20 protein-coding genes and 1 tRNA gene are annotated in these 26,960 nt (G+C 68.5%); 5 read left to right on the forward strand and 16 right to left on the reverse strand.

Features of this window, described 5'->3' with window-relative positions; translation table 11 throughout:
- A partial coding sequence (gene hrpA / locus ACYP33_RS05150) for an ATP-dependent RNA helicase HrpA (RefSeq protein WP_459620135.1) occupies positions 1-3,381 on the reverse strand: 3,381 nt, incomplete at its 3' end.
- A gap of 23 nt (positions 3,382-3,404) precedes the next feature.
- Here hrpA and argA point away from each other — a divergent pair.
- The 3 genes from argA (at position 3,405) to ACYP33_RS05165 (ending at position 5,369) form a co-directional block, all read left to right on the forward strand.
- A complete protein-coding gene (argA, locus tag ACYP33_RS05155) occupies positions 3,405-4,772 on the forward strand; it encodes an amino-acid N-acetyltransferase (protein WP_459620137.1) in 1,368 nt (455 codons plus the stop codon).
- Between the two features lie 48 nt (positions 4,773-4,820).
- The gene (locus ACYP33_RS05160; protein ID WP_414442569.1) at positions 4,821-5,096 is read left to right on the forward strand and encodes an oxidative damage protection protein; all 276 of its coding nucleotides are present in this window, start codon (positions 4,821-4,823) and stop codon (positions 5,094-5,096) included.
- A gap of 198 nt (positions 5,097-5,294) precedes the next feature.
- A tRNA-Val gene (locus ACYP33_RS05165) sits at positions 5,295-5,369 on the forward strand.
- A 112-nt stretch (positions 5,370-5,481) separates the two neighbouring features.
- On the opposite strand, the gene ACYP33_RS05170 is transcribed toward ACYP33_RS05165, so the two are convergent.
- The 4 genes from ACYP33_RS05170 to ACYP33_RS05185 form a co-directional block, all read right to left on the reverse strand.
- On the reverse strand, positions 5,482-5,925 hold the full coding sequence (locus ACYP33_RS05170; protein ID WP_459620139.1) for a DUF2846 domain-containing protein: 444 nt from the start codon (positions 5,923-5,925) through the stop codon (positions 5,482-5,484).
- A 285-nt stretch (positions 5,926-6,210) separates the two neighbouring features.
- Positions 6,211-7,644 carry an aspartate aminotransferase family protein gene (locus ACYP33_RS05175; RefSeq protein WP_459620141.1) on the reverse strand — a complete coding sequence of 478 codons (1,434 nt, stop codon included), beginning with the start codon at positions 7,642-7,644 and terminating at the stop codon, positions 6,211-6,213.
- Positions 7,645-7,686: 42 nt separating this feature from the next.
- Entirely contained in the window at positions 7,687-9,021 is a 1,335-nt protein-coding gene (locus ACYP33_RS05180) for a glutamine synthetase family protein (RefSeq protein ID WP_414451417.1), read from the reverse strand.
- Between the two features lie 30 nt (positions 9,022-9,051).
- A complete protein-coding gene (locus ACYP33_RS05185; RefSeq protein ID WP_459620143.1) occupies positions 9,052-9,852 on the reverse strand; it encodes a gamma-glutamyl-gamma-aminobutyrate hydrolase family protein in 801 nt (266 codons plus the stop codon).
- Between the two features lie 914 nt (positions 9,853-10,766).
- Here ACYP33_RS05185 and ACYP33_RS05190 point away from each other — a divergent pair.
- A complete protein-coding gene (locus tag ACYP33_RS05190) occupies positions 10,767-12,251 on the forward strand; it encodes an aldehyde dehydrogenase (RefSeq protein ID WP_459620145.1) in 1,485 nt (494 codons plus the stop codon).
- 55 nt (positions 12,252-12,306) lie between these two features.
- Here ACYP33_RS05190 and hutG read toward each other — a convergent pair whose 3' ends face one another.
- The 11 genes from hutG to ACYP33_RS05245 all read right to left on the reverse strand — a co-directional run bounded on the left by hutG (position 12,307) and on the right by ACYP33_RS05245 (position 26,016).
- On the reverse strand, positions 12,307-13,110 hold the full coding sequence (hutG, locus tag ACYP33_RS05195) for an N-formylglutamate deformylase (RefSeq protein WP_459620147.1): 804 nt from the start codon (positions 13,108-13,110) through the stop codon (positions 12,307-12,309).
- Positions 13,111-13,145: 35 nt separating this feature from the next.
- Positions 13,146-14,522 (reverse strand): formimidoylglutamate deiminase, encoded by a 1,377-nt coding sequence (locus tag ACYP33_RS05200; protein ID WP_459620149.1) that lies wholly within the window; start codon positions 14,520-14,522, stop codon positions 13,146-13,148.
- The gene (gene hutI, locus ACYP33_RS05205) at positions 14,519-15,775 is read right to left on the reverse strand and encodes an imidazolonepropionase (protein ID WP_459620151.1); all 1,257 of its coding nucleotides are present in this window, start codon (positions 15,773-15,775) and stop codon (positions 14,519-14,521) included. The genes ACYP33_RS05200 and hutI overlap by 4 nt, the downstream gene beginning before the upstream one ends.
- 4 nt (positions 15,776-15,779) lie before the next feature.
- Positions 15,780-16,415 carry a HutD/Ves family protein gene (locus ACYP33_RS05210; protein ID WP_459620153.1) on the reverse strand — a complete coding sequence of 212 codons (636 nt, stop codon included), beginning with the start codon at positions 16,413-16,415 and terminating at the stop codon, positions 15,780-15,782.
- A gap of 11 nt (positions 16,416-16,426) precedes the next feature.
- Positions 16,427-18,115 (reverse strand): urocanate hydratase, encoded by a 1,689-nt coding sequence (gene hutU / locus ACYP33_RS05215; protein WP_459620155.1) that lies wholly within the window; start codon positions 18,113-18,115, stop codon positions 16,427-16,429.
- A gap of 109 nt (positions 18,116-18,224) precedes the next feature.
- Positions 18,225-18,920, reverse strand: a complete 696-nt coding sequence (gene hutC, locus ACYP33_RS05220) for a histidine utilization repressor (RefSeq protein WP_414451410.1) — start codon at positions 18,918-18,920, stop codon at positions 18,225-18,227.
- Positions 18,921-18,924: 4 nt separating this feature from the next.
- The gene (gene hutH, locus ACYP33_RS05225) at positions 18,925-20,448 is read right to left on the reverse strand and encodes a histidine ammonia-lyase (RefSeq protein ID WP_459620158.1); all 1,524 of its coding nucleotides are present in this window, start codon (positions 20,446-20,448) and stop codon (positions 18,925-18,927) included.
- A 373-nt stretch (positions 20,449-20,821) separates the two neighbouring features.
- A complete protein-coding gene (locus tag ACYP33_RS05230) occupies positions 20,822-21,640 on the reverse strand; it encodes a 4'-phosphopantetheinyl transferase family protein (protein ID WP_459620160.1) in 819 nt (272 codons plus the stop codon).
- A 36-nt stretch (positions 21,641-21,676) separates the two neighbouring features.
- Positions 21,677-22,666 carry an alpha/beta hydrolase family protein gene (locus ACYP33_RS05235; RefSeq protein ID WP_459620162.1) on the reverse strand — a complete coding sequence of 330 codons (990 nt, stop codon included), beginning with the start codon at positions 22,664-22,666 and terminating at the stop codon, positions 21,677-21,679.
- A 130-nt stretch (positions 22,667-22,796) separates the two neighbouring features.
- Positions 22,797-24,260, reverse strand: coding sequence for a cryptochrome/photolyase family protein (locus ACYP33_RS05240; protein WP_414451407.1), 1,464 nt, complete (start codon positions 24,258-24,260; stop codon positions 22,797-22,799).
- 310 nt (positions 24,261-24,570) lie between these two features.
- Positions 24,571-26,016, reverse strand: a complete 1,446-nt coding sequence (locus ACYP33_RS05245; RefSeq protein WP_459620164.1) for an NAD-dependent succinate-semialdehyde dehydrogenase — start codon at positions 26,014-26,016, stop codon at positions 24,571-24,573.
- A gap of 407 nt (positions 26,017-26,423) precedes the next feature.
- On the opposite strand from ACYP33_RS05245, the gene ACYP33_RS05250 reads away from it, so the two are divergent.
- On the forward strand, positions 26,424-26,846 hold the full coding sequence (locus ACYP33_RS05250) for a DUF302 domain-containing protein (protein ID WP_459620166.1): 423 nt from the start codon (positions 26,424-26,426) through the stop codon (positions 26,844-26,846).
- Positions 26,847-26,960 lie beyond the last annotated feature (114 nt).

Here is a 26,960-nt window from a genome sequence, read left to right on the forward strand (position 1 = left end):
GTCCTCGCCGGCGGCCGTCAGCGTGGCCGCCGCGGCGATCTTCTGGAAATGCTGCTGCGCCTGCATGCCCAGTTCGCCGCGCAACTGCGCGAGATTGCGGCCCATGCCGAGCTGGCGGCCGTGCTCGTCGATCACCTTGAAATTCATGAACAGGTGCGCCGGCAGCGTTTCGAGCTTGAAATCCGAGGATTTCATGGCGATCTGCGTCTGATGGCGGATGTCGGCGATCAATAGCTCGACCAGCGCGCCCGCGCCGAAGCGCTCGGCGCCCGAACGCTCGACGAAGCCGGCCGCGAACTCGGGCAGCGGCACGCAATGGCGGCGCAGCTTCTGCGGCAGCGACTTCAGCAGCAGTTGCACCTTCTCCTTCAGCATGCCCGGCACCAGCCATTCGGCGCGGCGCGCGTCGACCTGGTTCAACGCGTAGAGCGGCACCTGCAAGGTCACGCCGTCGCGCGGCGAGCCCGGCTCGAAGTGGTAGGACAGCCCCATCTCCACGCCGGCCATGGTCAGGCGCTTCGGGAACAGCTCGGTCGTCACGCCGGCCGCCTCGTGGCGCATCAGGTCGTCGCGCGACAGATACAACAGGCGCAGCTTGTCCTCGGGCTGGCCGCTTTTCTTCAGTTCGTCGCGATACCAGCGCTCGAACGACGCGCCGGTGTGGATGCCTTCCGGCACGGCCTGATCGTAGAAGCCGAAGATCAGCTCGTCGTCCACCAGCACGTCCTGCCGGCGCGACTTGTGTTCGAGCTGCTCGATGTCGGCCAGCAGCTTGCGGTTGTGCGCGAAGAACGCGAGCCGCGTATCGAATTCGCCCTCCACCAGCGCGCCGCGGATGAACAGCTCGCGCGCGCGCTTCGGGTCCTGCTTGCCGAACGCCACGCGGCGCCGGTTGTAGATCGTCAGGCCGTACAGCACGCCGCGCTCGAATGCCGACACCTGGGCAGGCTTCTTCTCCCAGTGCGGTTCGGACAGCGAGGTTTTCAACAAATGCGAGCCGACCTTCTCGACCCATTCGGGTTCGATCTTCGCCAGCCCGCGCGCGTAGAGCCGGCTCGTTTCCACCAGTTCGGCGGCCATCACCCAGCGCCCGGCCTTCTTGACCAGCGCCGAGCCGGGCCACAGGTGGAACTTGATGCCGCGCGCGCCGAGATAATGCGGCTCGTCGTCGGCCTTCATGCCGATATTGCCGAGCAGGCCCGTCAGCAGCGACAAATGCACCTGCTCGAAGGTCGCCTCGGTTTCGTTGAGACGCCAGCCGAGCTCGCGCACCACCGTCAGCAGTTGCGAATGAACGTCGCGCCATTCGCGCAGCCGCAGATGCGACAGGAAGTTGGCGCGGCACGCGTCCACCAGTTGACGGTTCGACTTCTTGTGCGCCACCGCCTCCTCGAACCAGGCCCAGATGCGCGGCCACTGGAGAAATTCGGAGCGTTCGTCGGCGAACTTGCGGTGCGCCTGGTCGGCCTGCTCCTGCGCCTCGATCGGCCGGTCGCGCGGGTCCTGCACCGACAGCGCGCTGGCGATGATCAGCACCTCGCGCAGCGCCTGCTGGTCGCGCGCGGCCAGGATCATGCGGCCCACGCGCGGGTCGAGCGGCAGGCGCGCCAGCTCGCGGCCGAGCGGCGTCAGCGCGTTGTCGTCGTCCACCGCGCCCAGTTCGTTGAGCAACTGATAGCCGTCGGCGATCGCGCGGCCCGGCGGCGGCTCGATGAACGGGAACGATTCGATCGAGCTGAGGTGCAGCGACTTCATCCGCAAGATCACGGCGGCCAGCGACGAGCGCAGGATTTCCGGATCGGTGAAGCGCGCGCGGCCCGTGTAGTCGCTTTCCTCGTAGAGCCGGATGCAGACGCCGTCGGCCACCCGGCCGCAACGGCCGGCGCGCTGGTTGGCGGCGGCCTGCGAGATCGATTCCACCTGCAACTGCTCGACCTTGTTGCGATACGAATAGCGCTTGACGCGCGCCAGCCCCGTATCCACCACATAGCGGATGCCCGGCACCGTCAGCGAGGTTTCGGCCACGTTGGTGGCCAGCACGATGCGGCGCGCGTTCGAACCCTTGAACACGCGCTCCTGGTCGGCCGCCGACAGCCGCGCGAACAGCGGCAGGATTTCCGTATGCGGCGGATGGTGCTTGCGCAGCGCCTCGGCCGCGTCGCGAATCTCGCGCTCGCCGGGCAGGAACACCAGCACGTCGCCGGGGCCTTCTCGGCACAGCTCGTCCACCGCATCGACGATGCCGTCCATCAGGTCGCGCTCGGCCTCGCGCGCGGTTTTCTGGCGCTCGCGCCCGCTCGACGCGCCTTCGGCGTTGCGCACGGCCGCCGAGCGATCGTCGGCGATCGGGCGGTAACGCATTTCGACCGGGTACAGCCGGCCGCTGACCTCGATCACCGGCGCCGGCTTCGTCTCGCTGCCGAAGTGGCGCGCGAAGCGATCGGCGTCGATGGTGGCCGACGTCACGATCAGCTTCAGGTCGGGGCGCTTCGGCAGGACCTGCCGCAAGTAGCCGAGCAGGAAATCGATGTTGAGGCTGCGTTCATGCGCCTCGTCGATGATCAGCGTGTCGTAGGCGCGCAGCAGCGGATCGGTCTGGGTTTCGGCCAGCAGAATGCCGTCCGTCATCAGCTTGACCGAGGCGCCGGGCGCGAGATTATCGGTAAAACGTACCTTGTAGCCGACCACCTCGCCGAACGGCGTGCCCAGTTCCTCGGCGATCCGGCGGCCGGTGGACGACGCGGCCAGCCGGCGCGGCTGGGTATGGCCGATCAGCCCCTTGCCGCCCGCGCCCAGGCCGCGGCCCAGTTCCAGGCAAATCTTCGGCAACTGGGTGGTCTTGCCCGAGCCGGTTTCACCGCAGACGATCACCACCTGGTTGGTGGCAATCGCGCGCGCGATCTCCTCGCGCTTGCCCGAGACGGGCAGGCTTTCGGGGAACGTGATCGGCGGGACCGGATTCGGCGTCACCGGCGGCCGGGGAGCGCGCGGCTCGCGGGGCTCACGGGGCGGGCGTGGTTCCGGACGTGCTTCGACACGGGAATCGGGACGCGACTCGGCTCGGGCATCGGCGCGCGATTCGCCGGCCTGACGCGGCTGACCGGCCTCGCGCGGGAGCCGTGGCGGCTTGCCCTCGCGGCTTTCGCGGCCCTCGCGGCCATTGCCGGATTCCCGGCGCGGCTTGCCCTCGCGGCGCTCGCCGCCTTCGCGGGGCGGCCGTTCGGCGCGCGGGCTGTGGGCTGGTTGCGACACCTGGCCGGACGGGGAAGAAACGGAGGACGGCGCGGCTTGCGGGCGCCGCTCCGGGCGCGATGCCTGCGGCGCGTCGCCGGCCGGCGCATCGGTGCGATTCGGTGCGGAGCTTTTGGGTACATTCGACATGGGGGCGCATTATAATCCCGCCCATGAATTCCCAAACCGACCTCCCCGCCGCCTCGGCGCTGTCGCCCGTCGACGCGACCGCGATCAGCCACGCCCAGTTCGTCGACTGGATGCGCTCCGTCGCTCCCTATATTCACAAGTTCCGCAACAGCACCTTCGTCGTCGGTTTCGGCGGCGAGGTGGTGCAGCAAGGCTTGCTGAACGCGCTGGTTGCCGACATCGCGCTGCTGCAGGCGATGGGCATCCAGATCGTGCTGGTGCACGGCTCGCGGCCCCAGCTCGAGGAGCAGTTGAGCCTGCACGGCGTCGAATCCGAGTTTTCGCACGGCCTGCGCATCACCGATGCGCGCGCGCTCGAATCCTCGAAGGAAGCCGCCGGCGAAGTCCGCCTCGACATCGAGGCTGCGGTCAGCCAGGGCTTGCCGAACTCGCCGATGGCGCACGCGCACATCAGCGTCGTGTCGGGCAACTTCGTCACGGCGCGGCCGGTCGGGGTCGTCGACGGCGTCGACTTCCAGCACACGGGCGTGGTCCGCAAGATCGACGCCGAGTCGATCCGCCACTCGCTGGCAAGCCGCAAGCTGGTGCTGCTCTCGCCCCTCGGCTTCTCGCCCACCGGCGAAGCGTTCAACCTGTCGATGGAAGACGTCGCCTCGGCCGCCGCGATCGCGCTGCGCGCCGACAAGCTGATCTTCCTGACCGAGGAACTCGGCGTGATGGACGCCGAGAACGAGCTGATCCGCGAAATGTCGCTCGACGCGGCTGCGGACCTGCTCGATTCGGGCAACGTGCAGGGCGACGAGGCGTTCTACCTGAAACACGCAATCCGTGGCTGCCGGGGCGGCGTGGCGCGGGCCCACCTGCTGCCGTATTCGCTCGACGGCAGCGTGCTGCTCGAACTGTTCCTGCACGACGGCGTGGGCACCATGATCTCGTACGAGAACCTGGAAAGCCTGCGCGAAGCCACGCCGGACGATGTCGGCGGCATCCTGACGCTGATCGAGCCGCTCGAAAGCGACGGCACGCTGGTGCGCCGCGGCCGCCACCAGATCGAGCGCGACATCGATCACTTCTCGGTGATCGAGCACGATGGCGTGCTGTTCGGCTGCGCCGCACTCTATCCGTATACGCAGGAGAAGATCGGCGAGATGGCCTGCCTGACCGTCGCGCCCGAAGCGCAAGGCTCGGGCGACGGCGAGCGCCTGCTCAAGCGCGTCGAGCAACGGGCACGCGCACGCGGCCTGACGCGGATCTTCGTGCTGACCACGCGCACCGAACACTGGTTCCTGAAGCGCGGCTTCGTCAAGGTCAGCGTGGAAGACCTGCCCGAAGACCGCCGCAAACTTTATAACTGGCAGCGCAAGTCGCTCGTGCTGATGAAGCAGCTCTGAGCGGCGCAACGCGCGCCACCTCCCCGTCGATCACAGGAGAAGTCAACGATGACCCGTATGGTTCAATGCGCCAAACTCGGCACGGAAGCCGAAGGCCTCGATTTTCCGCCGCTGCCGGGCGAACTCGGCAAGCGCATCTATGAAAGCATCTCGAAGGAAGCCTGGCAGGGCTGGCTCAAGCAGCAGACGATGCTGATCAACGAGAACCGCCTGAACATGGCCGACCCGCGTGCGCGCCAGTATCTGATCAAGCAGACCGAAAAGTATTTCTTCGGCGAAGGCGCCGATCAGGCAACCGGTTTCGTGCCGCCGACGCAGGGCTGACGGCGTTTTCCGGCGTTCGTTCGCGTCCCCTCGCAGCCGCTGCGACAAGGATGTGAAATAACGCTGGAAAAAAGTGAACGATCCCGTTAGAATCACGCCTCGATTCGCGCTACGGCACGGATCGCATCCCGCCGGATGGAATGAGACGAAAAAAGGCTTGACGAAGTAACCGAGCCCCGTCATAATTCAAGGCTCTTTGGGCGGTTAGCTCAGCGGTAGAGCACTGCCTTCACACGGCAGGGGTCACTGGTTCGATCCCAGTACCGCCCACCAAAGAATTCAGGCGGCAACGCCTAGGAAAAAACGGCTTGAATCTCGCGATTCAGGCCGTTTTTCTTTGCGCGTCCGGTTTGCCACGCAGTTCGCGTAATACGCGCGCCCTCGCCTACTGCGCCTTGCCGCCCGCACCGGGCCGATTCCCCACGTAGTGCAGCATCGTCAACGCCTCGCGCGCCTTGGCCGGCTCGCGTTCGAGGGACGGCGTCAGCGGCCCCGCGATCAGCGCGAACGGCACCTGCAAGCGCACGTATCGGGTGTCGCCCTGCGGCAGATCGATCGTCAACGGCTTGTCGGGTGCGCTCGACGTGGTGATCACGTATTGGCCGGCCGGTGCATCGAGGTAAAAGAAGCCGCCGTTCGGCACCTCGCCCACCAGTTGATCGTTGATCCGCACCTTGTCGCCGCTCACGCCGCCGAGCCGCGCCTCGGGACGGAAGAACACGATGCGCCCCTGCCCGGCCGCCGCAGCCGGCACCGACGCCCACATGTCGCGATACACCGGCTTCTGCGGCCCCGACGACGCGCATCCCGTCATCGCCAACGCTGCCATCAGCATCGTTACCGCACAGCTCGTCCGCCCGTTCCACTTCATCGCAACGCCTCCGATCGTGTCCGCTGTCCGCGGCCTGTTCTCCGCCGTGCTTCGATGCGGCGAGGCCGGCACTTGCGCCGACCTCGTTCAAGCAGCATAGACGATCCGTCTCGGCCTTGCGACAGCCGTCGCCGCGATGCGACGCATCCTTAACAATACGAAACAATCACACGGCGTCCTGTCACGATCGTGCGACGTTTCGGCAACGAGCCACGGGCCACAGACAGCGGCGGCGGCGATCGATCACGCCATGCCGATCTGCTTCGCGGTCGAGGCGATCGCCCGCGCGGCCTTGTCGACGATCTCGTCGACATCCTGCCGGCTCACCACCAGCGGCGGCGACAGCAGCATGCGGTCGCCGGTCGCGCGCATGATCAGGTTGCCGTTGAAGCAATAGTCGCGGCAGATCGTGCCGACCTCACCACCGTTGGCGAAGCGCCGGCGTGCGGTGCGATCCTGCGCAAGCTGGATGCCGGCCACCAGCCCCGCACCGGCGATCTCGCCGACGATCGGGCTGCCCGCCAGCGCGTCGCGCAGGCGCTGCTGGAAATACGGCCCGATCTCGCGCTTGACGCGCTCGACCACGCCGCCGTCGCGCAGCACCTTCAGGTTCGCCACCGCCACCGCCGCCGCAACCGGGTGCCCCGAGTAGGTCATGCCGTGGTTGAACTCGCCGTGCGCGATCAGCGCATCGGCGATCCGGTCCGACAGCGCCACCGCGCCCATCGGCACATAGCCGCTCGTCAGCCCCTTGGCCAGCGTCATCAGGTCCGGCTCGAAGCCGAAATGCTGATGCGCGAACCACTCGCCGGTGCGGCCGAAGCCGCCGATCACCTCGTCGGCCACCAGCAGCACATCGTACTTGCGGCAGATCCGCTCGATCTCGGGCCAGTAGGTCGAGGCCGGGAAGATTACGCCGCCCGCCCCCTGGAACGGCTCGCCAATGAACGCGGCCACGTTGTCGGCGCCGAGTTCGAGGATCTTCGCTTCGAGCTGGCGCGCGCGCTCCAGCGCGAACGCCTCGGGCGTCTGCCCGTCGGCCGCCTCGCCGAAGAAATACGGCTGATCGATATGGACGATGTGCTCGACCTTCGACGGCATCTGCTCGTGCATGTAATCCATGCCGCCGAGCGTGCCGCCCGCGATCGTCGAGCCGTGATAGCCGTTGCGCCGCGAGATCACATATTTCTTGCCGGGCTGGCGCTGCGTGAGCCAGTACTGATGCACGATGCGCAACACCGTGTCGTTGCCCTCCGAACCGCTGTTGCAATAGAAGAAACGATTGAACGCGGGCGGCGCGATCTCGGCCAGCAGCGCCGACAGCTCGATCACGGGCGGATGGGTGGTCTTGAAGAACGTGTTGTAGAACGGCAGCTCGCGCAACTGGCGCGCGCCGGCCTCGATCAGTTCCTCGCGGCCGTAGCCCACGTTCACGCACCACAGGCCGGCCATGCCGTCGACGATGCGGTTTCCATCGGAATCCTGAAGATGCACGCCGTGCGCGCCGACGATCACACGGCTGCCGGCGGCGTTCAGCGCCCCCATGTCGGAAAACGGATGCAGATGGTGAGCCGCGTCGAGCGCGCGGTATTCGGCGGTGGAGCGCGCGGCGGCCTTGGCCGGGGCCGAGGCCTGCACGGTCTGGACATAGGCGGATTCGCCGATGCGTTGGGTCATGATGGGTCCTCCGTGTGGCGGCGCCGCAGCGCCGCGATGGCGTTAGACATGCAACAGCAGATGGCGGCGTTCCCACGAACTGATCACGCGGAAATACGCCTCGTATTCGGTTTCCTTCAGCGCCAGATAGGCCTTCACGAACTTCTCGCCGAGGATTTCCGCCAGCGGCGTGGACGCGGCCATCAGCGTGAGTCCTTCCTCCAGGTTGCGCGGCAACTGGTACGGCAGGTTGTAGCCGTCGGCCGCGAGCGGCGCAGTGGGGTTCAACTGCTGCGTCATGCCGAGATAGCCGGCCGCGAGCGTGCCCGCCAAGGCGAGATACGGGTTGCAATCCACGCCCGGAATCCGGTTCTCGATGCGGCGCGCGGCCGGCCCCGCATGCGGAATGCGAAAGCCCACGGTGCGATTGTCGTAGCCCCACTGCACGTTGATCGGCGCGGCCATGAAGCGCGACAGCCGGCGGTACGAATTGATGTACGGCGCGAAGATCGGCATCAGCGCCGGCGTGTACTTCTGCAGCCCGGCCAGGTAGTGGCGGAACAGGTCGGTCGATTCGCCCTGCGCGTCGACGAACAGGTTGCGCCCGCTGTCGACGTCGACCAGGCTCTGGTGAATATGCATCGCCGAGCCCGGCTCGTTCTCCATCGGCTTGGCCATGAACGTGGCGTACATGTTGTGGCGCAGCGCCGCCTCGCGCACGGTGCGCTTGAACAGGAACACCTGATCGGCCAGCGACAGCGCATCGCCGTGCTGGAAGTTGATCTCCATCTGCGCCGCGCCCACTTCGTGGATCAGCGTGTCGATGTCGAGGCCCTGCAGGTCGCAGTATTCGTAGATGTCCTCGAACAGCGGGTCGAACTCGTTGACGGCCTCGATCGAATACGACTGGCGGCCCGTTTCGGCTCGCCCGGTGCGGCCGATCGGCGGGCGCAGCGGCAGGTCCGGGTCCTTGTTCATCTCGACCAGATAGAACTCCAGCTCGGGCGCCACCACCGGCCGCCAGCCCTTGGCGCGATAGAGATCGAGCACGCGGCGCAGCACGTAGCGCGGCGAGATCGCCACCGGCGTGCCGTCGAAGTGGACGCAATCGTGAATCACCTGCGCGGTCGGATCCGACGCCCACGGAATCAGGCAAATCGTGGAGGCGTCGGGCACGCACACCATGTCGGGGTCGGTCACGCCGGTCAGCGAACCGTCATCGGGATAGTCGCCGGTGACCGTCTGCACCATCACGGCCTGCGGCAGCCGCATCGATTCGCCGGTTTCGAACTTGTTGCGCGGAATGATCTTGCCGCGCGCGATGCCGGCCATATCGGGAATGATCGCCTCGACTTCGGTGATCCGGTGCTGCTTCATGAAATCATCAAGGTCTTGCATGGGAGCCTCGTTGAATGGGCATCGGCGCGCTCAGGTGCGCACCGATGCCCGGGCGGCCTGAGCGGCCGCGGTGCGCCTTCGGGCACGACATGCCTCGCCGAAGGCTGCAAAAATCGCCTGCGAAAGCGGATGCTTCGCGTACTGCCATTCCGGGTGCCACTGCACGCCGAGCACGAAGCCGGGTGCGTCGCGCACGCCGATCGCCTCGATCAGCCCGTCGGGCGCCACCGCTTCGACAACCAGGCCTTCGCCCAGCCGGTCGATGCCTTGCGCATGCAAGGAATTGACCTGCGCCTCGGTCGCGCCACCGGCGATACGCGCCAGCATGCCGCCCGGCACGATGTGGATCGCATGGGCGGGGCCGTATTGCGCATCGAGCGGCGCGGCCTTGTCCTCGCGGTGATCGAAGCGGCCCGGCACCTCGTGCACGCGCGCGTGCAGCGTGCCGCCGAACGCCACGTTCAGCTCCTGCAGGCCGCGGCAGAGCGCGAGCACCGGCACGCCGGCATCGATCGCCGCGAGGATCAGCGGCAAGGTGGTGGCGTCGCGCGCGACGTCGTGCAGCGTGCCGGGCGTGCTGGCGGGGCCTGCGTAGCGCTGCGGTTCGACGTTCGAATAGCTGCCGGTCAGCAGCAGGCCGTCGATCGTGTCGAGCAGATCGTCGACGGATTGCCGAGCGCCGAGCGCGGGTAACACCAACGCAAGCGCTCCTGCACCATCGACGACCGCATCGATATATTTCTCGCCGGCCGAATGCGACGGATGCGGACCGGCCATCACGCGATCGGCACTGACGGCCACCAGCGGCTTGCCGGGTCGGGATGGAATCATGGGGCCTCCGGTTCGGGGGCAGGAACGAGCGCGAGCGGGCGCGACGCCACACCGGCCTCACGTGAGCGATCGCGCTTCGCTGCTTGGGGTACGAACGCCGTACGCGCGTTCCGCAACGCTCGGCGGTGACGCGTAAGCGCACAAGACAACGCGACGGCTGGCGCAGGCATTGCGCGCGCCCGCCTCGCCATGCCACAGCACGGCCACGCGGAAGGTGCAACGCCGCCGCGGCTCGCGACGGTCGGCACCCACCCCGGCGCAAGCGGATCGCCGCCGCAAGACGACACGGAACACAGCGGAAAGAAACCGGGCGCGGAGGCGCTAGGGCAACAAGGAAGCGACGTGATACGGCCGCAGCGCGCTATGCGCACGAACCGCGCCGACATTGAAGCGGCGCACGCAGCGTCGCGACAGGACGCCGAAGATAGGCAGGTTTGGGCTGACGCGGTACTCGCCGTAGCCCGGTTCGGGTGACGACGCCGCATGCGGCGAGGCCGCGACGCAACGTCGATCCCGTCTGACCAGGGGGCCAAGGACTCTCACGATCACACTCGACTGACTGTTGGACGGAGTGAACGCGCCGAGCCCCACGGGAGATGAATTCGCACGAGCGCTCGACACGCCGGCTGGCCGTCGGCGACGATCGTGACACTGCTGCGCGCATCGGCAACCTCGCGCAGGCCGGCCAGCGGGCGAAACCCGGGCCGGTACGATCGACATGACGGCTTGCTGTCGATCAGCTTAACGGATTCCGGCAAGCCGTCAATCCAGGTTTCAAAAATCGCCAGAGCGCGAACGGCGCTTGAAACCCGCGCGCCCGATCTGCTACAAATCATCACCCGCCCCTGCACTTGCGCCACCCGGGCGCCGGCCGAAACGCCGATCCGCGCCCGCTCATGCCCGAGGATATGCCGATGAACACGACGCTCGCCGACTGGCAGAAGCTTGCCGCCTCGCTGTCGATCGAAGGCCGCGCCTTCATCGACGGCGCCTATCGCACCACCGCCCACCGCCATTTCGACTGCGTGAGCCCGATCGACGGCCGCGTGCTGGCCACCGTCACCGAGAGCGGCCCCGAGGAGGTCGACGCCGCCGTCGCGGCGGCGCGCCGCGCGTTCGACGGCGCCGGCTGGGCCACGCTCGCGCCGCGCGAGCGGCGCGCGATCCTGCTGCGTTTCGCGGCGGCGCTGCGCGCGCACCAGGACGAACTGGCCGTGCTCGAAACGCTCGACGCCGGCAAGCCGATCGCCGACACCACCTCGGTCGACATCCCCGGCGCGGCCTATTGCGTCGAATGGTTCGCCGAGGCGATCGACAAGATCGGCGGCGAGGTCGCCCCCGTCGACCCGAAGCTGGTGGGCCTCGTCACGCGCGAACCGGTGGGCGTGGTGGCCGCGGTGGTGCCGTGGAATTTCCCGCTGCTGATGGCGGCCTGGAAGTTCGCGCCGGCGCTCGCGGCCGGCAACAGCGTGGTGCTGAAGCCCTCGGAGAAATCGCCGCTGACGGCGATCCGTGTCGCCCAGCTCGCGTTCGAGGCCGGCATCCCGGCCGGCGTGTTCAACGTGCTGCCGGGCGGCGGCGAGGCGGGCAAGCTGCTGGCGCTGCACGGCGGCGTGGATTGCGTGACGTTCACCGGCTCGACCGCGGTCGGCAAGCAGATCATGCAATACGCGGGGCAATCGAACCTGAAGCGCGTCTGGCTCGAACTGGGCGGCAAGTCGCCGAACATCGTGCTGCCCGATTGCCCCGATCTCGATCGCGCGGCGTCCGCCGCGGCCGGCGCGATCTTCTACAACATGGGCGAGATGTGCAGTGCCGGCTCGCGCCTGCTCGTGCATCGCGACATACGCGAGCGCTTCGTCGAAAAACTGCTCGATGCCGCCAAGGCTTATCGCCCCGGCAACCCGCTCGACCCGGCCACCTCGATGGGCGCGATCATCGATGCCGTCCAGCTCGAACGCGTGCTCGGCTATATCGAAACCGGTCGCGCGGAAGCCACGCTGCTGGCGGGCGGAAAGCGCGTGAACGACGCGTCGGGCGGCCTCTACGTCGAGCCCACCGTGTTCGAAACCGATGCCGCCACGCGCATCGCGCGCGAGGAAATCTTCGGGCCGGTGCTTTCGGTGATCGTGTTCGACACGATCGACGAAGCGGTGCGCATCGCCAACGACAGCGACTACGGGCTGGCAGCCGCCGTGTGGACCAGCGATCTGGCCACCGCGCACGAGGTATCGCGCCGCCTGCGCGCGGGCACCGTGTGGGTCAACTGCTACGAGGAAGGCGGCGACATGAACTTCCCGTTCGGCGGCTACCGGCAATCGGGCAACGGCCGCGACAAGTCGCTGCACGCGCTCGAGAAGTACACCGAACTGAAATCGACGCTGATCCGCCTGCGATGAAAAACGGGCGGCATCGCGCCGCCCGTTGTCGTCCATCCTCTCCCGCGCACGGCGTTCACCGATACGCGAGCGCCGTCTTCACGAGCGTTTCGAGCAACGGCGCGACGACCTCTGCCTTGCGCTCGTCGTAGGCATACGGACGCGCCTCGTCCATGTAGGTGATCTGCGACAGTTCGAGCTGCACCGCATCGATATTCGCCTCGGGCGCACCGTACTGACGCGTGATGTAACCGCCCTTGAAACGCCCGTTCGCCACCGCCGTAAACGCACCCTGTCGCGTGACGACCTCGGCCAGCGCTTCGCCGAGGCCCGGCGCGGCGCTCGCACCGTTGGCGGTGCCGAAGTTGAAATCGGGCAACCGGCCGTCGAAGAAGCGCGGCACATGCGAGCGGATCGAATGCGCTTCCCACAACAGCGCGCGGCCATGCACGGCCACCAGCCGCGCCAGTTCGTCCTTCAGCGCCGCGTGATACGGCAGCCAGTAACGATCGCGACGCCGCATGATCTCGGCCTCGTCGGGCTGGCCGCCATCCGGATACAGCGCTTCCTTGTCGAAGGTATCGACCGGCACGAGGCCCGTGGTGTCCTGCCCCGGATAGAGGTTCGCGTTGTCGGGCGGCCGGTTCAGGTCGACCACGTAGCGCGCATGCGACGGCGCCAGCACCGAGCCGCCGAGCGCGCGCGCGAAGCCGTACAGCCGTTCGAGATGCCAGTCGCAATCGTCGACGTGGCGTGCGACCGGCATCATGGTGCGCACGATGTCGTCGGGCAGATAGGTGCCCGCATGCGGAATCGAGACGAGCAGCGGCAGGCTGCCCGGATGCAGCGTGAAAACGGCGGGGGGGTTCACGGCGTTCATCGGTTGGGAATCCTTGTCGAAGGGGGCGACGGGTTTCAGCGCAGCAGTTCGGCGAGTGCGCGGCGGTAGCCGGCGTAGGCCTGCGCCTCGTCGCGATGACGGCGCGCCTCGACCACCCGCTCGCCGCCGGTATAGACATCGAGCACCGGCGTATCGCCATGCTCGGCAAACACCGCGCCGGACAGCCAGCTTTCGCTGCCGCGCTCCATCAGCGACGGGTGATCGGGGTCGAGCACGATCCAGTCGGCGCGCTTGCCGACGGCCAGCGCGCCGATCGCGCGGCCGGCCGCCTGCGCGCCGCCGTCGAGCGTGGCCGCGAACAAGTGGTCCGCCACCTGCGGCTGCGCGGCGCTGGCCAGCACGTTGCGCTCGCGGCGCACGAGCCGCTGGCCGTATTCGAGCAGACGCAACTCGGCGCGCCAGTCCACGCTCGCGTGACTGTCCGAGCCGATGCCGATCACGCCGCCCTGCGCCAGATAATCGACGGCCGGGAACACGCCATCGCCGAGATTCGCCTCGGTGGTCGGGCACAGGCCCGCCACCGCGCCGCTCGCCGCGAGCGCGGCCGTCTCGGCCTCGTCGACATGCGTCGCATGCACGAGGCACCAGCGACGATCCACCGCGAAACGATCGAGCAGCCATTGCACCGGGCGCATGCCGGTGGTGCGCACGCAATCGTCCACCTCGGCGGTTTGCTCGGCGATATGGATATGCACCGGCGCATCGGCCGGCAGCCCCGCCAGCAGCGCGCGCAGGCCGTCTTCCGACACGGCGCGCAGCGAATGCGGCGCAATGCCATAGCGCAGGCCGCCATGTTCGGGCACGCCCGCGCGCAACGCATCGAGCAGGCCGAGCAGTTGATCGTTGCTGTTGATGAAGCGGCGCTGGTCGTCGCGCGGCGGCTTCTCGCCGAAGCCGCTGTAGCGGTAGGCGACCGGCAGCATCGTGATGCCGATGCCGGCCTCGCGCGCGGCGTCCACCACGCGCCGCGCCAGTTCCTCCTGCCGCGGATAGCGCGCGCCATCCGGCATGTGGTGGACATAATGGAATTCGCAAACCGACGTGTAGCCGCACTTCAGCATCTCGACATAGAGCCAGCGCGCGATCGCGCCGAGCGCGTCGGGCGTGAGCTTCAGCGCGAAGCGGTACATCAGGTCGCGCCAGCTCCAGAAGCTGTCGGACGGATTGGCGCGATATTCGGTCAAGCCCGCCATCGCGCGCTGAAACGCATGCGAATGCAGGTTCGGCATGCCGGGCGCGAGCGGCCCGCGTGCCCGAGCGACGCCACGCGGGCATTCGGCGCCCGCCTGCACCTCGGTCAGCATGCCGTGCTCGTCCCAGCTCAACAGCACGTCGCGCTGCCAGCCATCGGGCAGAAACGCATGCTCGGCAAACAGCATCGCCTGGTTCATCGTGTCGGATTCCCTTCGTTGATGGCGTGCGCCAGCGGCGCGCGCCGGAACACGGTGGCGCCGCGCTTGACCACGCGCTCGCACAGCGGGCGGCCAAACCAGTAGGCCAGTTCGGCCAGCGTCGTCACCGGCCAGACCGCGAAATCGGCCGCGCGTCCTGCGGCGAGCAGGCCGTGCCGGCCGCTTTGGCCAAGCGCCGCCGCCGCATGGCGCGTCACGCCGAGCAGCACCTCGGGCACCGTCATGCGGAACAGCGTGCAGCCCATGTTCATGGTCAGCAGCAGCGAGGTCAGCGGCGAGGTGCCGGGGTTGTGATCGGTGGCGATCGCGATCGGCACGCCATGCCGGCGCAGCAGGTCGAGCGGCGGCAACTGCGTTTCGCGGATGAAGTAGTACGCACCGGGCAGCAGCACGGCCACGGTGCCCACCGCCTTCATCGCCTCGATGCCGGCCTCGTCGAGATACTCGAGGTGATCGGCCGACAGCGCGCGGTAGCGTGCGGCCAGCGCCGTGCCGCCCGCGTTCGACAACTGCTCGGCGTGGATCTTGACCGGCAGCGCATGCCGCATCGCGGCTTCGAACACGCGCTCGCTCTGCGCCAGCGAAAACCCGATCCGCTCGCAGAACACGTCGACCGCATCGACCAGCCCCTCGCCCGCCAGCGCGGGCAGCATGGTGTTGCAGACGAGATCGATGTAGTCGTCGGCGCGGCCCGCGTATTCGGGCGGCAGCGCATGCGCGCCGAGAAACGTGGTGTAGACGTCCACCGGAAACCGTTCGCCGAGCCGGCGCGCGACGCGCAGCATCTTGCGCTCGCTGTCGAGATCGAGGCCATAGCCCGACTTGATCTCGATCGCGGTGACGCCTTCGGCCAGCAACGGTGCGAGGCGCGCGGCGGCCTGCGCGAACAGCGTGGCCTCGTCGGCCTCGCGCGTCGCGCGCACGGTCGAAACGATGCCGCCACCGCGCCGCGCCACTTCCTCGTAGCTCGCGCCGGCCAGCCGCAGTGCGAATTCGTCGGCACGCTGGCCGCCGTAGACGAGATGCGTATGGCAATCGACGAGGCCCGGCGTCACCCATGCGCCGCCGAGGCTTTCGCGCGGCCAGCCGGCATGGGCGGCAGGCAGGTCGGCGCGCGGGCCAAGCCAGGCGATCGTGCCGTCGTGATCGACGGCGATCGCCGCATCGAGGGTCGCGTCTTCGGGGTCGCCCGACGCGCAGAGATTGAGGTCAAGCCAGACAGTCGCGGTCATGGTGTCATGCAGCCAAGTCGGCCGCCTTCGGGAACAGTTCGATACAAAGCAGCGCGCCATCGCCGCGCATCGTGCAGCGCACGGATGCGCTCGCGGCAATGGCATCGGCCTGGAGGTCGCAATCGATACGCACGGTGTCGAGCGCGCCCAGCCGGTGCTCGGCACCGCCGTCGATCGCAACGGCCGGCGTGCCATGCGCGCAGAACAGCAGCACGCACGGTGCGCGCGATTCGAGCGACGCGCCGTCGGTCATCACCGACACGCGGCCCGTCACGGCGCTGCGGCGCGTCATCAGGTTGAAATCGCGCGTGGGGCCGGCGGTCAGCTCGGCCGACAGCGCCAGTTCGCCATCGAACGCGTAACGATCGAGCGGCTCGGCCAGCAGCGTGCGCGGGCCACCCTCGGCGACCAGTGTCATGCCTGCGCCCGACAGCAGCACCAGCGTGCGATCGATGCCGGGAAAGCGCGAAAACGGGCCGGGCTGCGCGACGTCGGCGACGCTGACGCGCCACGCGAACGCGTCGAGCGACGCACCCGGCGGCTCGGCCGCGATCTCGCGCGTCACGCCGCCGCCGTTCTTCCACGGCGACGCAACGAGCGCGTCGGCCCGGATCAGCGCAACACGGGGCTCGGTTCGCATCGCGGCCTCGCTCATCGACCCAGCATCGGCAGCTTCAACCCTGCCTCGCGCGCCGTGTCACGCGCGAGCTCGTAGCCGGCGTCGGCGTGACGCATCACGCCCGTGGCCGGATCGTTGAACAGCACGCGGCCGAGGCGCTCGTGCGCGGCATCGGTGCCGTCGGCCACGATCACCACGCCCGAATGCTGCGAGAAGCCCATGCCCACGCCGCCGCCATGATGCAGCGACACCCACGACGCGCCGCCCGCCGTATTGAGCAGCGCGTTCAGCAGCGGCCAATCGCTGACCGCGTCCGAGCCGTCCTTCATCGCTTCGGTTTCGCGGTTCGGGCTGGCCACCGAGCCGGTATCGAGGTGGTCGCGGCCGATCACGATCGGCGCCTTCAGTTCGCCGTTCTTCACCATCTCGTTGAACGCCTGGCCGAGACGGTAACGATCCTTCACGCCCACCCAGCAGATCCGCGCCGGCAGGCCCTGGAACGCGATGCGTTCGCGCGCCATGTCGAGCCAGTTGTGCAGATGCGGATCGTCGGGGATCAGTTCCTTGACCTTCGCGTCCGTCTTGTAGATGTCCTCGGGATCGCCCGACAGCGCGACCCAACGGAACGGCCCCTTGCCTTCGCAGAACAGCGGGCGGATATAGGCCGGCACGAAGCCCGGAAAATCGAACGCGTTCTTCACGCCCATGTCGAGCGCCATCTGGCGGATGTTGTTGCCGTAATCGAGCGTGGCCGCGCCGCGCGCCTGCAAGGTCAGCATGGCCTGCACCTGCTTGGCCATCGATTGCTTGGCCGGCAGCACGATGCTTTGCGGATCGACCTTCTGAGCCTCGCGCCATTGTTCGACGCCCCAGCCTTGCGGCAGGTAGCCGTTGATCGGATCGTGCGCGCTGGTTTGGTCCGTCACGCAATCGGGCACGATGCCGCGCTCCACCACTTCGGCGAACACGTCGGCCGCATTGCCGAGCAGGCCGATCGACACCGGCTTGCCGGCGCGCTTGGCCTCGTCGAGCATGGCCAGCGCTTCGTCGAGCGTGGTGGCCTTCTTGTCGACGTAGCGCGTCTTCAGGCGGAAATCGATGCGCGACTCGTCGCATTCCACGGCCAGCATCGAGAAGCCGGCCATGGTGGCCGCCAGCGGCTGCGCGCCGCCCATGCCGCCGAGGCCGCCCGTCAGAATCCAGCGGCCCGACGGATCGCCGTTGAAATGCTGGTTCGCCACCGAGAAGAAGGTTTCGTAGGTGCCCTGAACGATGCCCTGGCTGCCGATGTAGATCCAGCTGCCGGCCGTCATCTGGCCGTACATCATCAGGCCCTTGCGATCGAGTTCGTTGAAGTGATCCCAGGTGGCCCAATGCGGCACGAGGTTCGAATTGGCGAGCAGCACGCGCGGCGCGTCGGCATGGGTGCGGAACACGCCCACCGGCTTGCCCGATTGGATCAGCAGCGTTTCGTTGTCCTCCAGATCCTTGAGCGAGGCCAGGATCTGGTCGAAGCAATCCCAGTTGCGCGCGGCGCGGCCGATGCCGCCATACACCACCAGCGCATGCGGATGCTCGGCCACCTCGGGATCGAGATTGTTCTGCAACATGCGATAGGCCGCCTCGGCCAGCCAGGTCTTGCAAGTCTTCTCGCTGCCGCGCGGCGCGCGGATCACGCGGGTCGGATCGAGACGCGGATCGATATGCTTCGGATGGTTCATGACGGCTGCTCCCAACGAAAGTGAATGGTGCGAAATAGTGCCAAATAGTGCGATCAGGCTGGCAAGGCGCGGCCCGCACGCGGCGGCCGGCCCGGTTCGATTCAGGTGTTCAGAAATGCCCCGTGAAGCGGTAGCGGCTGCCCGGGTGCCACAAGTTCGCGATGGAGGCGACGATGCCCTGCGACCAGGTCCGCCGATGCAGCACGAGGCACGGCTCGGCCTCGCCCATCGCCAGTTGCTCGCGCAATGCCGCCTCGGGCGCGGTTGCCTCGATCCGGTATTCGACACGCTGCAACGGCGCGACGCGCATCAGGTACTGGTTCGGCGTGACGCGCGTGAAATCCTGCTGCATGTATTCGCCGGCCACGGCCGGATTGACCCAGCGCTGTTCGAACTGCACCGGCTCGTCGTTCTCGGCATGCAGCACGGCCGAGCGGAACAGGCACGCGCCCGGCGCCACCTGCATCTCGCCGGCCAGCGCCGCATCGGCCTCGATCGTCACCAGTTCGAGCACGCGCGCCTGATAGCGATGGCCGCGCGCGGCGATCTCGTCGGAAATGCTGCGGATCGCCACCAGCGTCGACTCGTATTTCGGCCGCGCCACGAACGTGCCGGCGCCTTGCACGCGCGTGAGCACCTGCTCGGCCGTCAACTCGCGCAGCGCGCGGTTCACGGTCATGCGCGCCACCTTGAAGTCGCGCGCCAGTTCGTTCTCCGACGGCACCAGGTCGCCCTCGCCCCACTCGCCCGCGTGAATCCGGGCGAGGATGAAGTCCTTGATTTCCTGGTAAGCCGGCGTGCTCATCGACTTATTGCTCGGACGCGAACGACAGCGGGCTCAACTTGGCGAACGCGCCGCCGCGCACGAGCTGAGTGATCGAGGCGATGTCGGGCGCGAAGTAGCGGTCGAGGTCGTAATGCGGAACCTGCTCGCGGATCGTGCGCATCGCACCCTGCAGCGCCGGGCTGGTGGCGTACGGCTCGCGCAGGTCCACGCCCTGCGCGGCGGCCAGCAGCTCGATGGCGAGGATCGCGGCGACGTTCTCGGCGATGTCGCCGAGCTTGCGCGCGGCGAACGTGGCCATCGACACGTGATCTTCCTGGTTGGCCGAGGTCGGCAGCGAATCGACCGACGCGGGGTGCGCCAGCGTCTTGTTTTCCGAGGCGAGCGCGGCCGCCGTGACGTGGGCGATCATGAAGCCCGAATTCACGCCGCCATCCTTGACGAGGAACGGCGGCAGGCCCGACAGCGTCGCGTCGATCAAGAGCGCGATGCGGCGCTCGGCCAGCGCGCCGATTTCGGCGGCGGCCAGCGCGAGGTTGTCGGCCGCGAACGCCACCGGCTCGGCGTGGAAATTGCCGCCCGACAGCACTTCGCCGGTATCCGGGAAGATCAGCGGGTTGTCGGACACGGCGTTGGCTTCGATCAGCAGCACGTCGGCGGCGTGGCGCATTTGGTCGAGACAGGCGCCCATCACCTGCGGCTGGCAGCGCAGGCTGTACGGGTCCTGCACCTTGTCGCAATCCTGGTGCGAGACGTTGATCTTCGAGCCGTCGAGCAGCGCGCGATAGGCAGCGGCCGCCTCGATCTGGCCACGATGGCCGCGCAGTTCATGGATGCGCGCGTCGAACGGCTTGACCGAGCCGGCCGCCGCGTCCACCGACAACGCCCCCGACACCAGCGCGCTGCGGTACAGATCCTCGATCGCGAACAGGTTGTCGAGCGCCAGCGCGGTGGACGCCTGCGTGCCGTTCAGCAGCGCGAGGCCTTCCTTGGCCTGCAGCGTGAGCGGCGCGAGCCCGACCGAGCGCAGGCCGTCGGCCGCGCTGGCGCGCTCGCCGCGCACGAACACCTCGCCGATACCGAGCAGCGTGGCCGACATGTGCGCGAGCGGAGCCAGATCGCCCGAGGCGCCCACCGAGCCCTTGACCGGGATCAGCGGCAACACGTCGGCGTTGAACAGCGTGACGAGCGCATTCATGACTTCGCGGCGGATGCCCGAATGGCCGCGGCCGAGGCTCGACAGCTTCAGCGCGATCAGCAGCCGCACCACGGCCGGCTTCATCGGCTCGCCCACGCCCACGGCGTGCGACAGCACGAGGTTGCGCTGCAGCAGTTCGAGCTGGTCGTGCGGGATATGGGTGCTGGCCAGGCGGCCGAAGCCGGTGTTGATGCCATAGGCCGGCTCGCCCTTCGCCGCGATGTCGGCCACCGCCTGCGCGCCCCGGTCGATCGCCGCGAAGCTGGCGGGATCGAGTTCGATCCGGACCGGCTCGCGGGCGATGCGGCGGAGTTGGGCAAGCGTCAGATGGCCGGGGGTCAACGAGATCATGAGAGCGTCCTGTCTATACAAGTAAGGTGCCGAGAAGTGTAGACGCGCACACTTGTATAGACAACTCGTTTTCAAAATTCGGCGCTCAGGGATTTCCCTAGCGATTGGGGTGGGTTTCAGCCGGGTCGGGTGGATCGGCAAACGGGCTGGCGGGGGCCGGTCCGAATGGCCAGCAGGCTTGTCGGACAGCGGCCGAGGCGGGATCGGGATGACCGATGAAAACCGGGCGCGCCGGGCAGGAAACGACGCGCGCGATCGCGCCGCCGCGGCAAAAATCACGGCGTGGGTGCGGCGACAGGGAGGCGATGCGGAAGGTCGTGGCGACGCGCGCGGCGAGCCTTGTTGCGGACGATAACAGGCCGAAGCCCCGGCGTTACCCCGCCACCGGCCGCCACGCAAGACAGGCCGGATGCCCCGGCGCGGCGTCGATCCACGCGGCGGTAAACGCCGCCACACCGCTGGCCGGCGCGGCCGGATCGACCACACGCGGCGCAAGCACGCCGGGCGCGGCCGGATCGAGCACCGAGAACGCGCTCAGGCCGCCCGCGATGCCCACGCCGAGCGCCTTCAGCAGCGCCTCCTTCGCGGTCCACACGCGGAAGAACGCGTCGCGTCGCGCGTCGGGCGGCAGGCTGTGGACGGCGGCGTCATCGTCGGGCGCGAACACCATGCGGCCCAGTGCGGCCCATTCGACGCGCGCCTGCGGCGCTTCGATATCGACGCCGACCCGCGTCGATGTGCTCCACGCGATCAGCGCATGCGCGCCCGAATGCGAGACGTTGAAATCGAGCTGTGCGCAATCGGCCACCCCGCCGGCCCCCGCCTCGCCCGCGAGCGCGGGCCGCCCCGCCTCGTCGGCCACGAAACGCAGCGATGCGGCCGGCACGCCGAGCGTCAGGCCGAGCACGGCGCGCAAGGCGGCACGCGTGGCCGCGCTGCGCGTGGCGTCGTCGGCGCGCAGGAAACGCGCGGCGCGCGCGCGTTCGGCCGCGTCGAGCGCGGCATGGGCCGGCGCGTCGAGCGGCGTGCCGAACGCGAAATCGACACGCAGCAGCCCCACCCCGGCCCGCCCGGCGGCCGGTGGCACGGCGAGCGGCACGAGCCGGTGCGGCGCGATCGCGTCCGCGGCGGGCACGGGCAGCGCCGGCAGGCCGGAGGAAGCAGACGGAGCGGAATCGGATGAGAAAGCCATGACGCGAAACGGAGCAGCAAACAGGAGCCGCCGATCTTACCGGATCGCACCGGGCGGCAGCGCTGCCTCGGGCATCGGCGCGGGCTGGCGCAGCACCTCGCCCGGCGCGTCGGCCGGCAACGCCGCGTGACGCAGCCAGTGCAACGCGACGGGCCACAGGCTCGCTTCGAACCGGCTGTGGAAAAACGCGAAATGACCGATTTCATCCACGCCGATCCGGCTCGGCGCGATGCGCAGATGCGTCACCGGGCTGTTGACGTAGTAGCCGAGCAGGCGCTCGGTCGCGGCGACGGTGCCGAACGGATCGTCGGTCACGCTGATCGCCAGCAGCGGCGCACGCAAGCGCGTGAAGCGCTCGACCATCGCGCCCCGCTCCTGCGGCGTCTCGACGATCGGCGCACGCACGTAGGTGTCCTCGAAGCGCGGCCGGCTGCGGCTCCACGACAGCGCGACACCCTTGGGCACGTCCTCCATCCAGCCGAGCCGGCGCGCCGGCAGATAGCCGCACAGGTGGGCCAGCAGCGGCATCGCCACGTGCCATTTCAGCGTCATGCGCAGCCGCATGCCGGCCGCGTAATCACGCCAGTGGGCCGTTTGCGAGCCGACCGTCACCGCGCGCCGCACCCGGCCGTTGGAGGCGGCCAGCCCGAACGCGAAGCCGCCCACGCTGTGCGCCACGATGTCGATCGGCTGCCCCGGAAACTGCCGCATGACGTATTGCAGCACCGCCTCGCTGTCGAGCCGGCCCCAGTCGAGCCAGTTGGCGCGCAGCGCCCGCAGCGACGCCGGGCGCGATTCGCCGATGCCGCGATAGTCGTAGACGAGCGCGTCGCAGCCCTGTGCGAACAGCCAGGCGGCAAAGCGGAAGTAATAGCGGCAGCGCACCGCGGTCGCGCACTGCACGATCACCACGGGACGCTCGGCGTCGGGCGCGCGATGCCGCCAGGCAAAGCCCTTCAATGGGAAGCCGTCGGCGGCCTGCACGGTGAACGGCTCGGGCGGCAGGCTCGGCGGAACGTCGGACATCGCGGTCTCCTCGGCAGACAGGTCGAGGCACTGTGCCACAGGCGTTCCAGTCGGGGGGCGTGGCGCGTGTACTGTCCGGTTCAACCCGGACACGGCCGCGCAACACAACTGAACAACACGCACCGGCGCGTCAGCCCTTGGTCGCCTCCAGGGCGTCGAGCGCGCGCTTGCGCGCCATGTCGTGATCGACGATCGGCTCGGGATAGGTGTGGCCGAGCCGCACGCCGGCGGCAGCCAGCACCATCGGCTTGGCCCGCCACGGCTCGTGAATCGCATCGGCCGGCAGGCCCGCCAGCTCGGGCACCCAGCGCCGCACGTAATCGCCTTCCGGATCGAATTTCTTGCCCTGCGTGACGGGATTGAAGATGCGGAAATACGGCGCGGCATCGGCCCCGCAACCGGCCACCCACTGCCAGTTCGCGGAGTTGTTGGCGATGTCGGCATCGACCAGCGTGTCCCAGAACCAGCGCTCGCCGGCGCGCCAGTCGATCAGCAGATGCTTGATCAGGAACGACGCCGTCACCATCCGCACGCGGTTGTGCATGAAGCCGGTGGTCCACAGCTCGCGCATGCCGGCGTCCACCAGCGGATAGCCGGTGCGGCCGCGGCACCAGGCCTCGAAGCCGGCGTCGTCGGTACGCCACGGCATCGCGTCGAAGCGGTCGCGGTAGTTGCGGGTCGGCAGTTCGGGGAAGTGGAACAGCAGGCTGGTGTTGAATTCGCGCCAGCCCAGCTCGCTGACGAATTTCTCGATATCGGCGCCCACCGCCGCCCCGCCCTCGCGCGACGTCGTCATCGCCGCATGCCAGACCTGCCGCGCCGACAACTGGCCGAAGCGCAGGTACGGCGCGAGCCGGCTCGTGGCCGGCAGATCGGGGCGATCGCGCTGGTCGCCGTAGCCGCGAATCCGCTTGTCGAGAAAACGTTCGAGCAGCTCGAACGCGGCGTCCTCGGAAGGCGTCCACGCCTCGCGCATGCCGCCGGCCCAATCGGGCCGGGTCGGCAACAGGCCCAGTGCGTCGATGCGCGTGGCGCGGCGTGCGACGGCCGCCGGCAGCGCATGGAACGTCCACTCGGCCGGCTCCGGCAGCGGCGCGCGCACATCGCCGCTGCGCAACGCCGCGCGCCAGTACGCCGTGAACACCTGGAACGCACTGCCGCTGCCGGTCTGCAATTCCCACGGCTCGCGCAGCAGCGCGCCGTTGAAGCTCTCGACCTCGACACCGGCTTCTTTCAGATCATGCTTGAGCGCGGCGTCGGTTTCGCGTGCCAGGCCGTCGTAGCGGCGGTTCCAGTAGATCGCGCCGGCATCGAGCGCGCTCACCAGTTCGGCGATCGTCTCGCGCTCGTTGCCTTCGAGCACCAGCAGGCTGCCGCCGTGCGCGGCCAGCGATGCGTCGAGCGCGCGCAGTGCGCCGTCGAGCCACCAGAGCGCCGCGCCGCCGAGCGGACGGGTGCCGTCGCGCTCGAACACGTAGACGCAGACGAACGGCCGGCCCGATTCCGCCGCCCGCGCGAGCGCCGGGTTGTCGGTGATGCGCAGGTCGTCGCGAAACCAGACGATCGCGGGTTGAACGGGGGATTCGGCAGACACGGGCAAGCTCCGGGCATGAAAAGGATGAGCGGGAATCGCGGCGGCCGGTGGGGGTTACCGCCTGGCGCGCCAACAGATCGGCGCCATTAAACCACGCAGGGGCCGGCACAAGCGGGCATCGAAGATCGGCCCCCGCACGCGGCGGCGCATCGTTGCGGGTGCAGCAATTTTCGGACCGCACGCCGCGTCCGTATACGTGCTGCGCATCTTTTCACCCGAGCCAGGCATCACATGGGCGCAGGCATAAAAAAACGCGCCCCGCAGGGCGCGTTGTCGGTGCAGCGTGTCAAGCCCGCACTCAGGCCGACACTCAGGCCGCCGTGACCTGCACGGCCTTCGTCGCGAGGTACGGCTCGAGCGCTTCCGGGCCGCCTTCCGAACCGTAGCCCGAATCCTTGACGCCGCCGAACGGCATTTCCGGCCACGGCGTGGCCGGCTGGTTGATCCAGAGCATGCCGACTTCGAGACGCTGCGTCAGCAGATGCACGTTCTTGAACGCGCTCGTGAACGCGTAACCGGCCAGGCCGTACGGCAGGCGGTTCGCTTCGGTAATCGCTTCGTCGAGCGAATCGAAACCGCGAATCGCCGCGATCGGGCCGAACGGTTCGTTGTTGAACACGTCCGATTCGAGCGGCACGTCGGTCAGCACGGTCGGCGCGAAGAAGTTGCCTTCGCTGCCGATGCGCTCGCCGCCCGTGGCGATCTTCGCGCCCGTCTTGCGCGCGTCGTCCACCACCTTCGCCATCGCCGTCAGACGGCGCGAGTTGGCGAGCGGCCCGAGTTGCGTGCCGGCGGCCAGGCCGTCGCCGACCTTCAGGCCTTCGGCGTGCTTGACCAGCGCCTGTGCAAACGCGTCGCGCAGGCTGTTGTGGACCAGGAAACGCGTCGGCGAGATGCAGACCTGGCCGGCATTGCGGAACTTGGCGCCGCCCGCGGCCCGGACCGCGAGTTCGACGTCGGCGTCTTCCGCGACGATCACCGGTGCGTGGCCGCCCAGCTCCATCGTGGCGCGCTTCATGTGCAGGCCGGCCAGCGAGGCCAGTTGCTTGCCGACCGGCGTCGAGCCCGTGAACGTGACCTTGCGGATCACCGGATGCGGGATCAGGTAGTTCGAGATCTCGGCCGGATCGCCATAAACGAGGCCCACCACCCCGGCCGGCACGCCCGCATCCACGAACGCGCGCAGCAGTTGCGCGGGCGAGGCCGGGGTTTCTTCCGGCGCCTTGACGAGGAACGAGCAGCCCGTGGCCAGCGCCGCGCTCAACTTGCGCACCACCTGGTTGACCGGGAAGTTCCACGGCGTGAACGCGGCGACCGGGCCGATCGGCTCCTTGACCACCGTCTGCTGAACCGACAGGTTGCGCGGCGGCACGATGCGGCCGTACACGCGGCGGCCTTCGTCGGCGAACCATTCGATGATGTCGGCGGCCGACATCACTTCGATCTTCGCTTCGGCAAGCGGCTTGCCCTGCTCCTGCGTCATCAGTTGCGCGATCGCGTCGGCACGTTCGCGCACCAACGAGGCGGCCTTGCGCATCACGCCGGCGCGTTCGTGCGCCGGCACCTTGCGCCATGCCTCGAAGCCGCGTTGGGCCGCGTCGAGCGCACGGTCGAGATCGGCGATGCCGGCGTGGGCCACCTTGCCGATCACCTTGCCCGTCGCCGGGTTGACCACGTCGATGGTCTTGCCGCTCACGGCGTCGCACCACTCGCCGTTGATGAGAAGTTGGGTGTCCGAGTAATTCGTAGTCGTCATCTGGGTATCCACCTGATCGAGAAAAGGAACGGCCAATTCGTCATGCGTGCGCCGGCGCGTCGGCCGGCGCGACGTGCGCCCGTTGCGGCTTGCCAACCGGAGCGCACTGTGACGGCATGACGGGCCGGACCTGTGTCATGCCGTTGCGGGATGAAGCGGCGGGATATCGATGCGTGACCGGGCGGCTTGCACCGGCACAGTGCAGCGCCAATCCGCGCGAAGCCGTAAGCGTACAACGTTCGGAGAAAGTCTGCGTGACATGGGACCGCACGTATCGCGACGATTTCCTGCACAGGAACGCGCGACGACGAGACGTTCGGGCATGTCGGCGAGACGAACGGCGCTGGGCGCGGCGGCCGTTTGCGCGCAAGCTCGCGGAAAACCGCAGGACCCATCGGGAGATGCGCATGGATTCGCTGGATCGACTGAATGAATCACGCCGCGACGCGGTGACAACCTGGCCGAGCGGCGTCGGCTTCGACGCCACGCTCGCGCGCCTGCGCGACGCGCTCGCCGAACGCGGGCTGCGGATCTTCGCCGAGATCGATCAGGCGGCGGCCGCCGCGGATGCCGGCATGACGATGCCGCCCACCGTGCTGATCCTGTTCGGCAATCCGAAGGCCGGCACGCCGGTCATGCTGCGGGAGCCGCGCGCGGCCGTGGAATTGCCGTTGAAGCTGGTGGTGCGGCAGACGGTGGACGGGCGCGTCGAGGTCGATTATCTCGATGCCGCGCGCGTGCTCGAACGCGGCTACGGCATCGACGACGCGGCATTGCTCGCGCCGCTCGCGCGCGTGCCGGCGCTGCTGCAGGCGGCGATCACGGCTTGATGTGATCGGCGGCCGGCGCCGTGCCGTGTGCCGTGTGCCGTGTGCCGTGTGCCGTGTGCCGTGTGCCGTGTGCCGTGTGCCGTGTGCCGTGTGCCGTGTGCCGTGTGCCGTGTG

The sequence above is a fragment of the Burkholderia sp. 3C genome (assembly GCF_054589155.1).

Coding starts and splice junctions, on each gene's coding strand:
- argA (WP_459620137.1), top strand. CDS start 3,405: ATGAATTCCCAAACCGACCTCCCCGCCGCCTCGGCGCTGTCGCCCGTC.
- ACYP33_RS05160 (WP_414442569.1), top strand. CDS start 4,821: ATGACCCGTATGGTTCAATGCGCCAAACTCGGCACGGAAGCCGAAGGC.
- ACYP33_RS05170 (WP_459620139.1), bottom strand. CDS start 5,925: ATGGCAGCGTTGGCGATGACGGGATGCGCGTCGTCGGGGCCGCAGAAG.
- ACYP33_RS05175 (WP_459620141.1), bottom strand. CDS start 7,644: ATGACCCAACGCATCGGCGAATCCGCCTATGTCCAGACCGTGCAGGCC.
- ACYP33_RS05180 (WP_414451417.1), bottom strand. CDS start 9,021: ATGCAAGACCTTGATGATTTCATGAAGCAGCACCGGATCACCGAAGTC.
- ACYP33_RS05185 (WP_459620143.1), bottom strand. CDS start 9,852: ATGATTCCATCCCGACCCGGCAAGCCGCTGGTGGCCGTCAGTGCCGAT.
- ACYP33_RS05190 (WP_459620145.1), top strand. CDS start 10,767: ATGAACACGACGCTCGCCGACTGGCAGAAGCTTGCCGCCTCGCTGTCG.
- hutG (WP_459620147.1), bottom strand. CDS start 13,110: ATGAACGCCGTGAACCCCCCCGCCGTTTTCACGCTGCATCCGGGCAGC.
- ACYP33_RS05200 (WP_459620149.1), bottom strand. CDS start 14,522: ATGAACCAGGCGATGCTGTTTGCCGAGCATGCGTTTCTGCCCGATGGC.
- hutI (WP_459620151.1), bottom strand. CDS start 15,775: ATGACCGCGACTGTCTGGCTTGACCTCAATCTCTGCGCGTCGGGCGAC.
- ACYP33_RS05210 (WP_459620153.1), bottom strand. CDS start 16,415: ATGCGAACCGAGCCCCGTGTTGCGCTGATCCGGGCCGACGCGCTCGTT.
- hutU (WP_459620155.1), bottom strand. CDS start 18,115: ATGAACCATCCGAAGCATATCGATCCGCGTCTCGATCCGACCCGCGTG.
- hutC (WP_414451410.1), bottom strand. CDS start 18,920: ATGAGCACGCCGGCTTACCAGGAAATCAAGGACTTCATCCTCGCCCGG.
- hutH (WP_459620158.1), bottom strand. CDS start 20,448: ATGATCTCGTTGACCCCCGGCCATCTGACGCTTGCCCAACTCCGCCGC.
- ACYP33_RS05230 (WP_459620160.1), bottom strand. CDS start 21,640: ATGGCTTTCTCATCCGATTCCGCTCCGTCTGCTTCCTCCGGCCTGCCG.
- ACYP33_RS05235 (WP_459620162.1), bottom strand. CDS start 22,666: ATGTCCGACGTTCCGCCGAGCCTGCCGCCCGAGCCGTTCACCGTGCAG.
- ACYP33_RS05245 (WP_459620164.1), bottom strand. CDS start 26,016: ATGACGACTACGAATTACTCGGACACCCAACTTCTCATCAACGGCGAG.
- ACYP33_RS05250 (WP_459620166.1), top strand. CDS start 26,424: ATGGATTCGCTGGATCGACTGAATGAATCACGCCGCGACGCGGTGACA.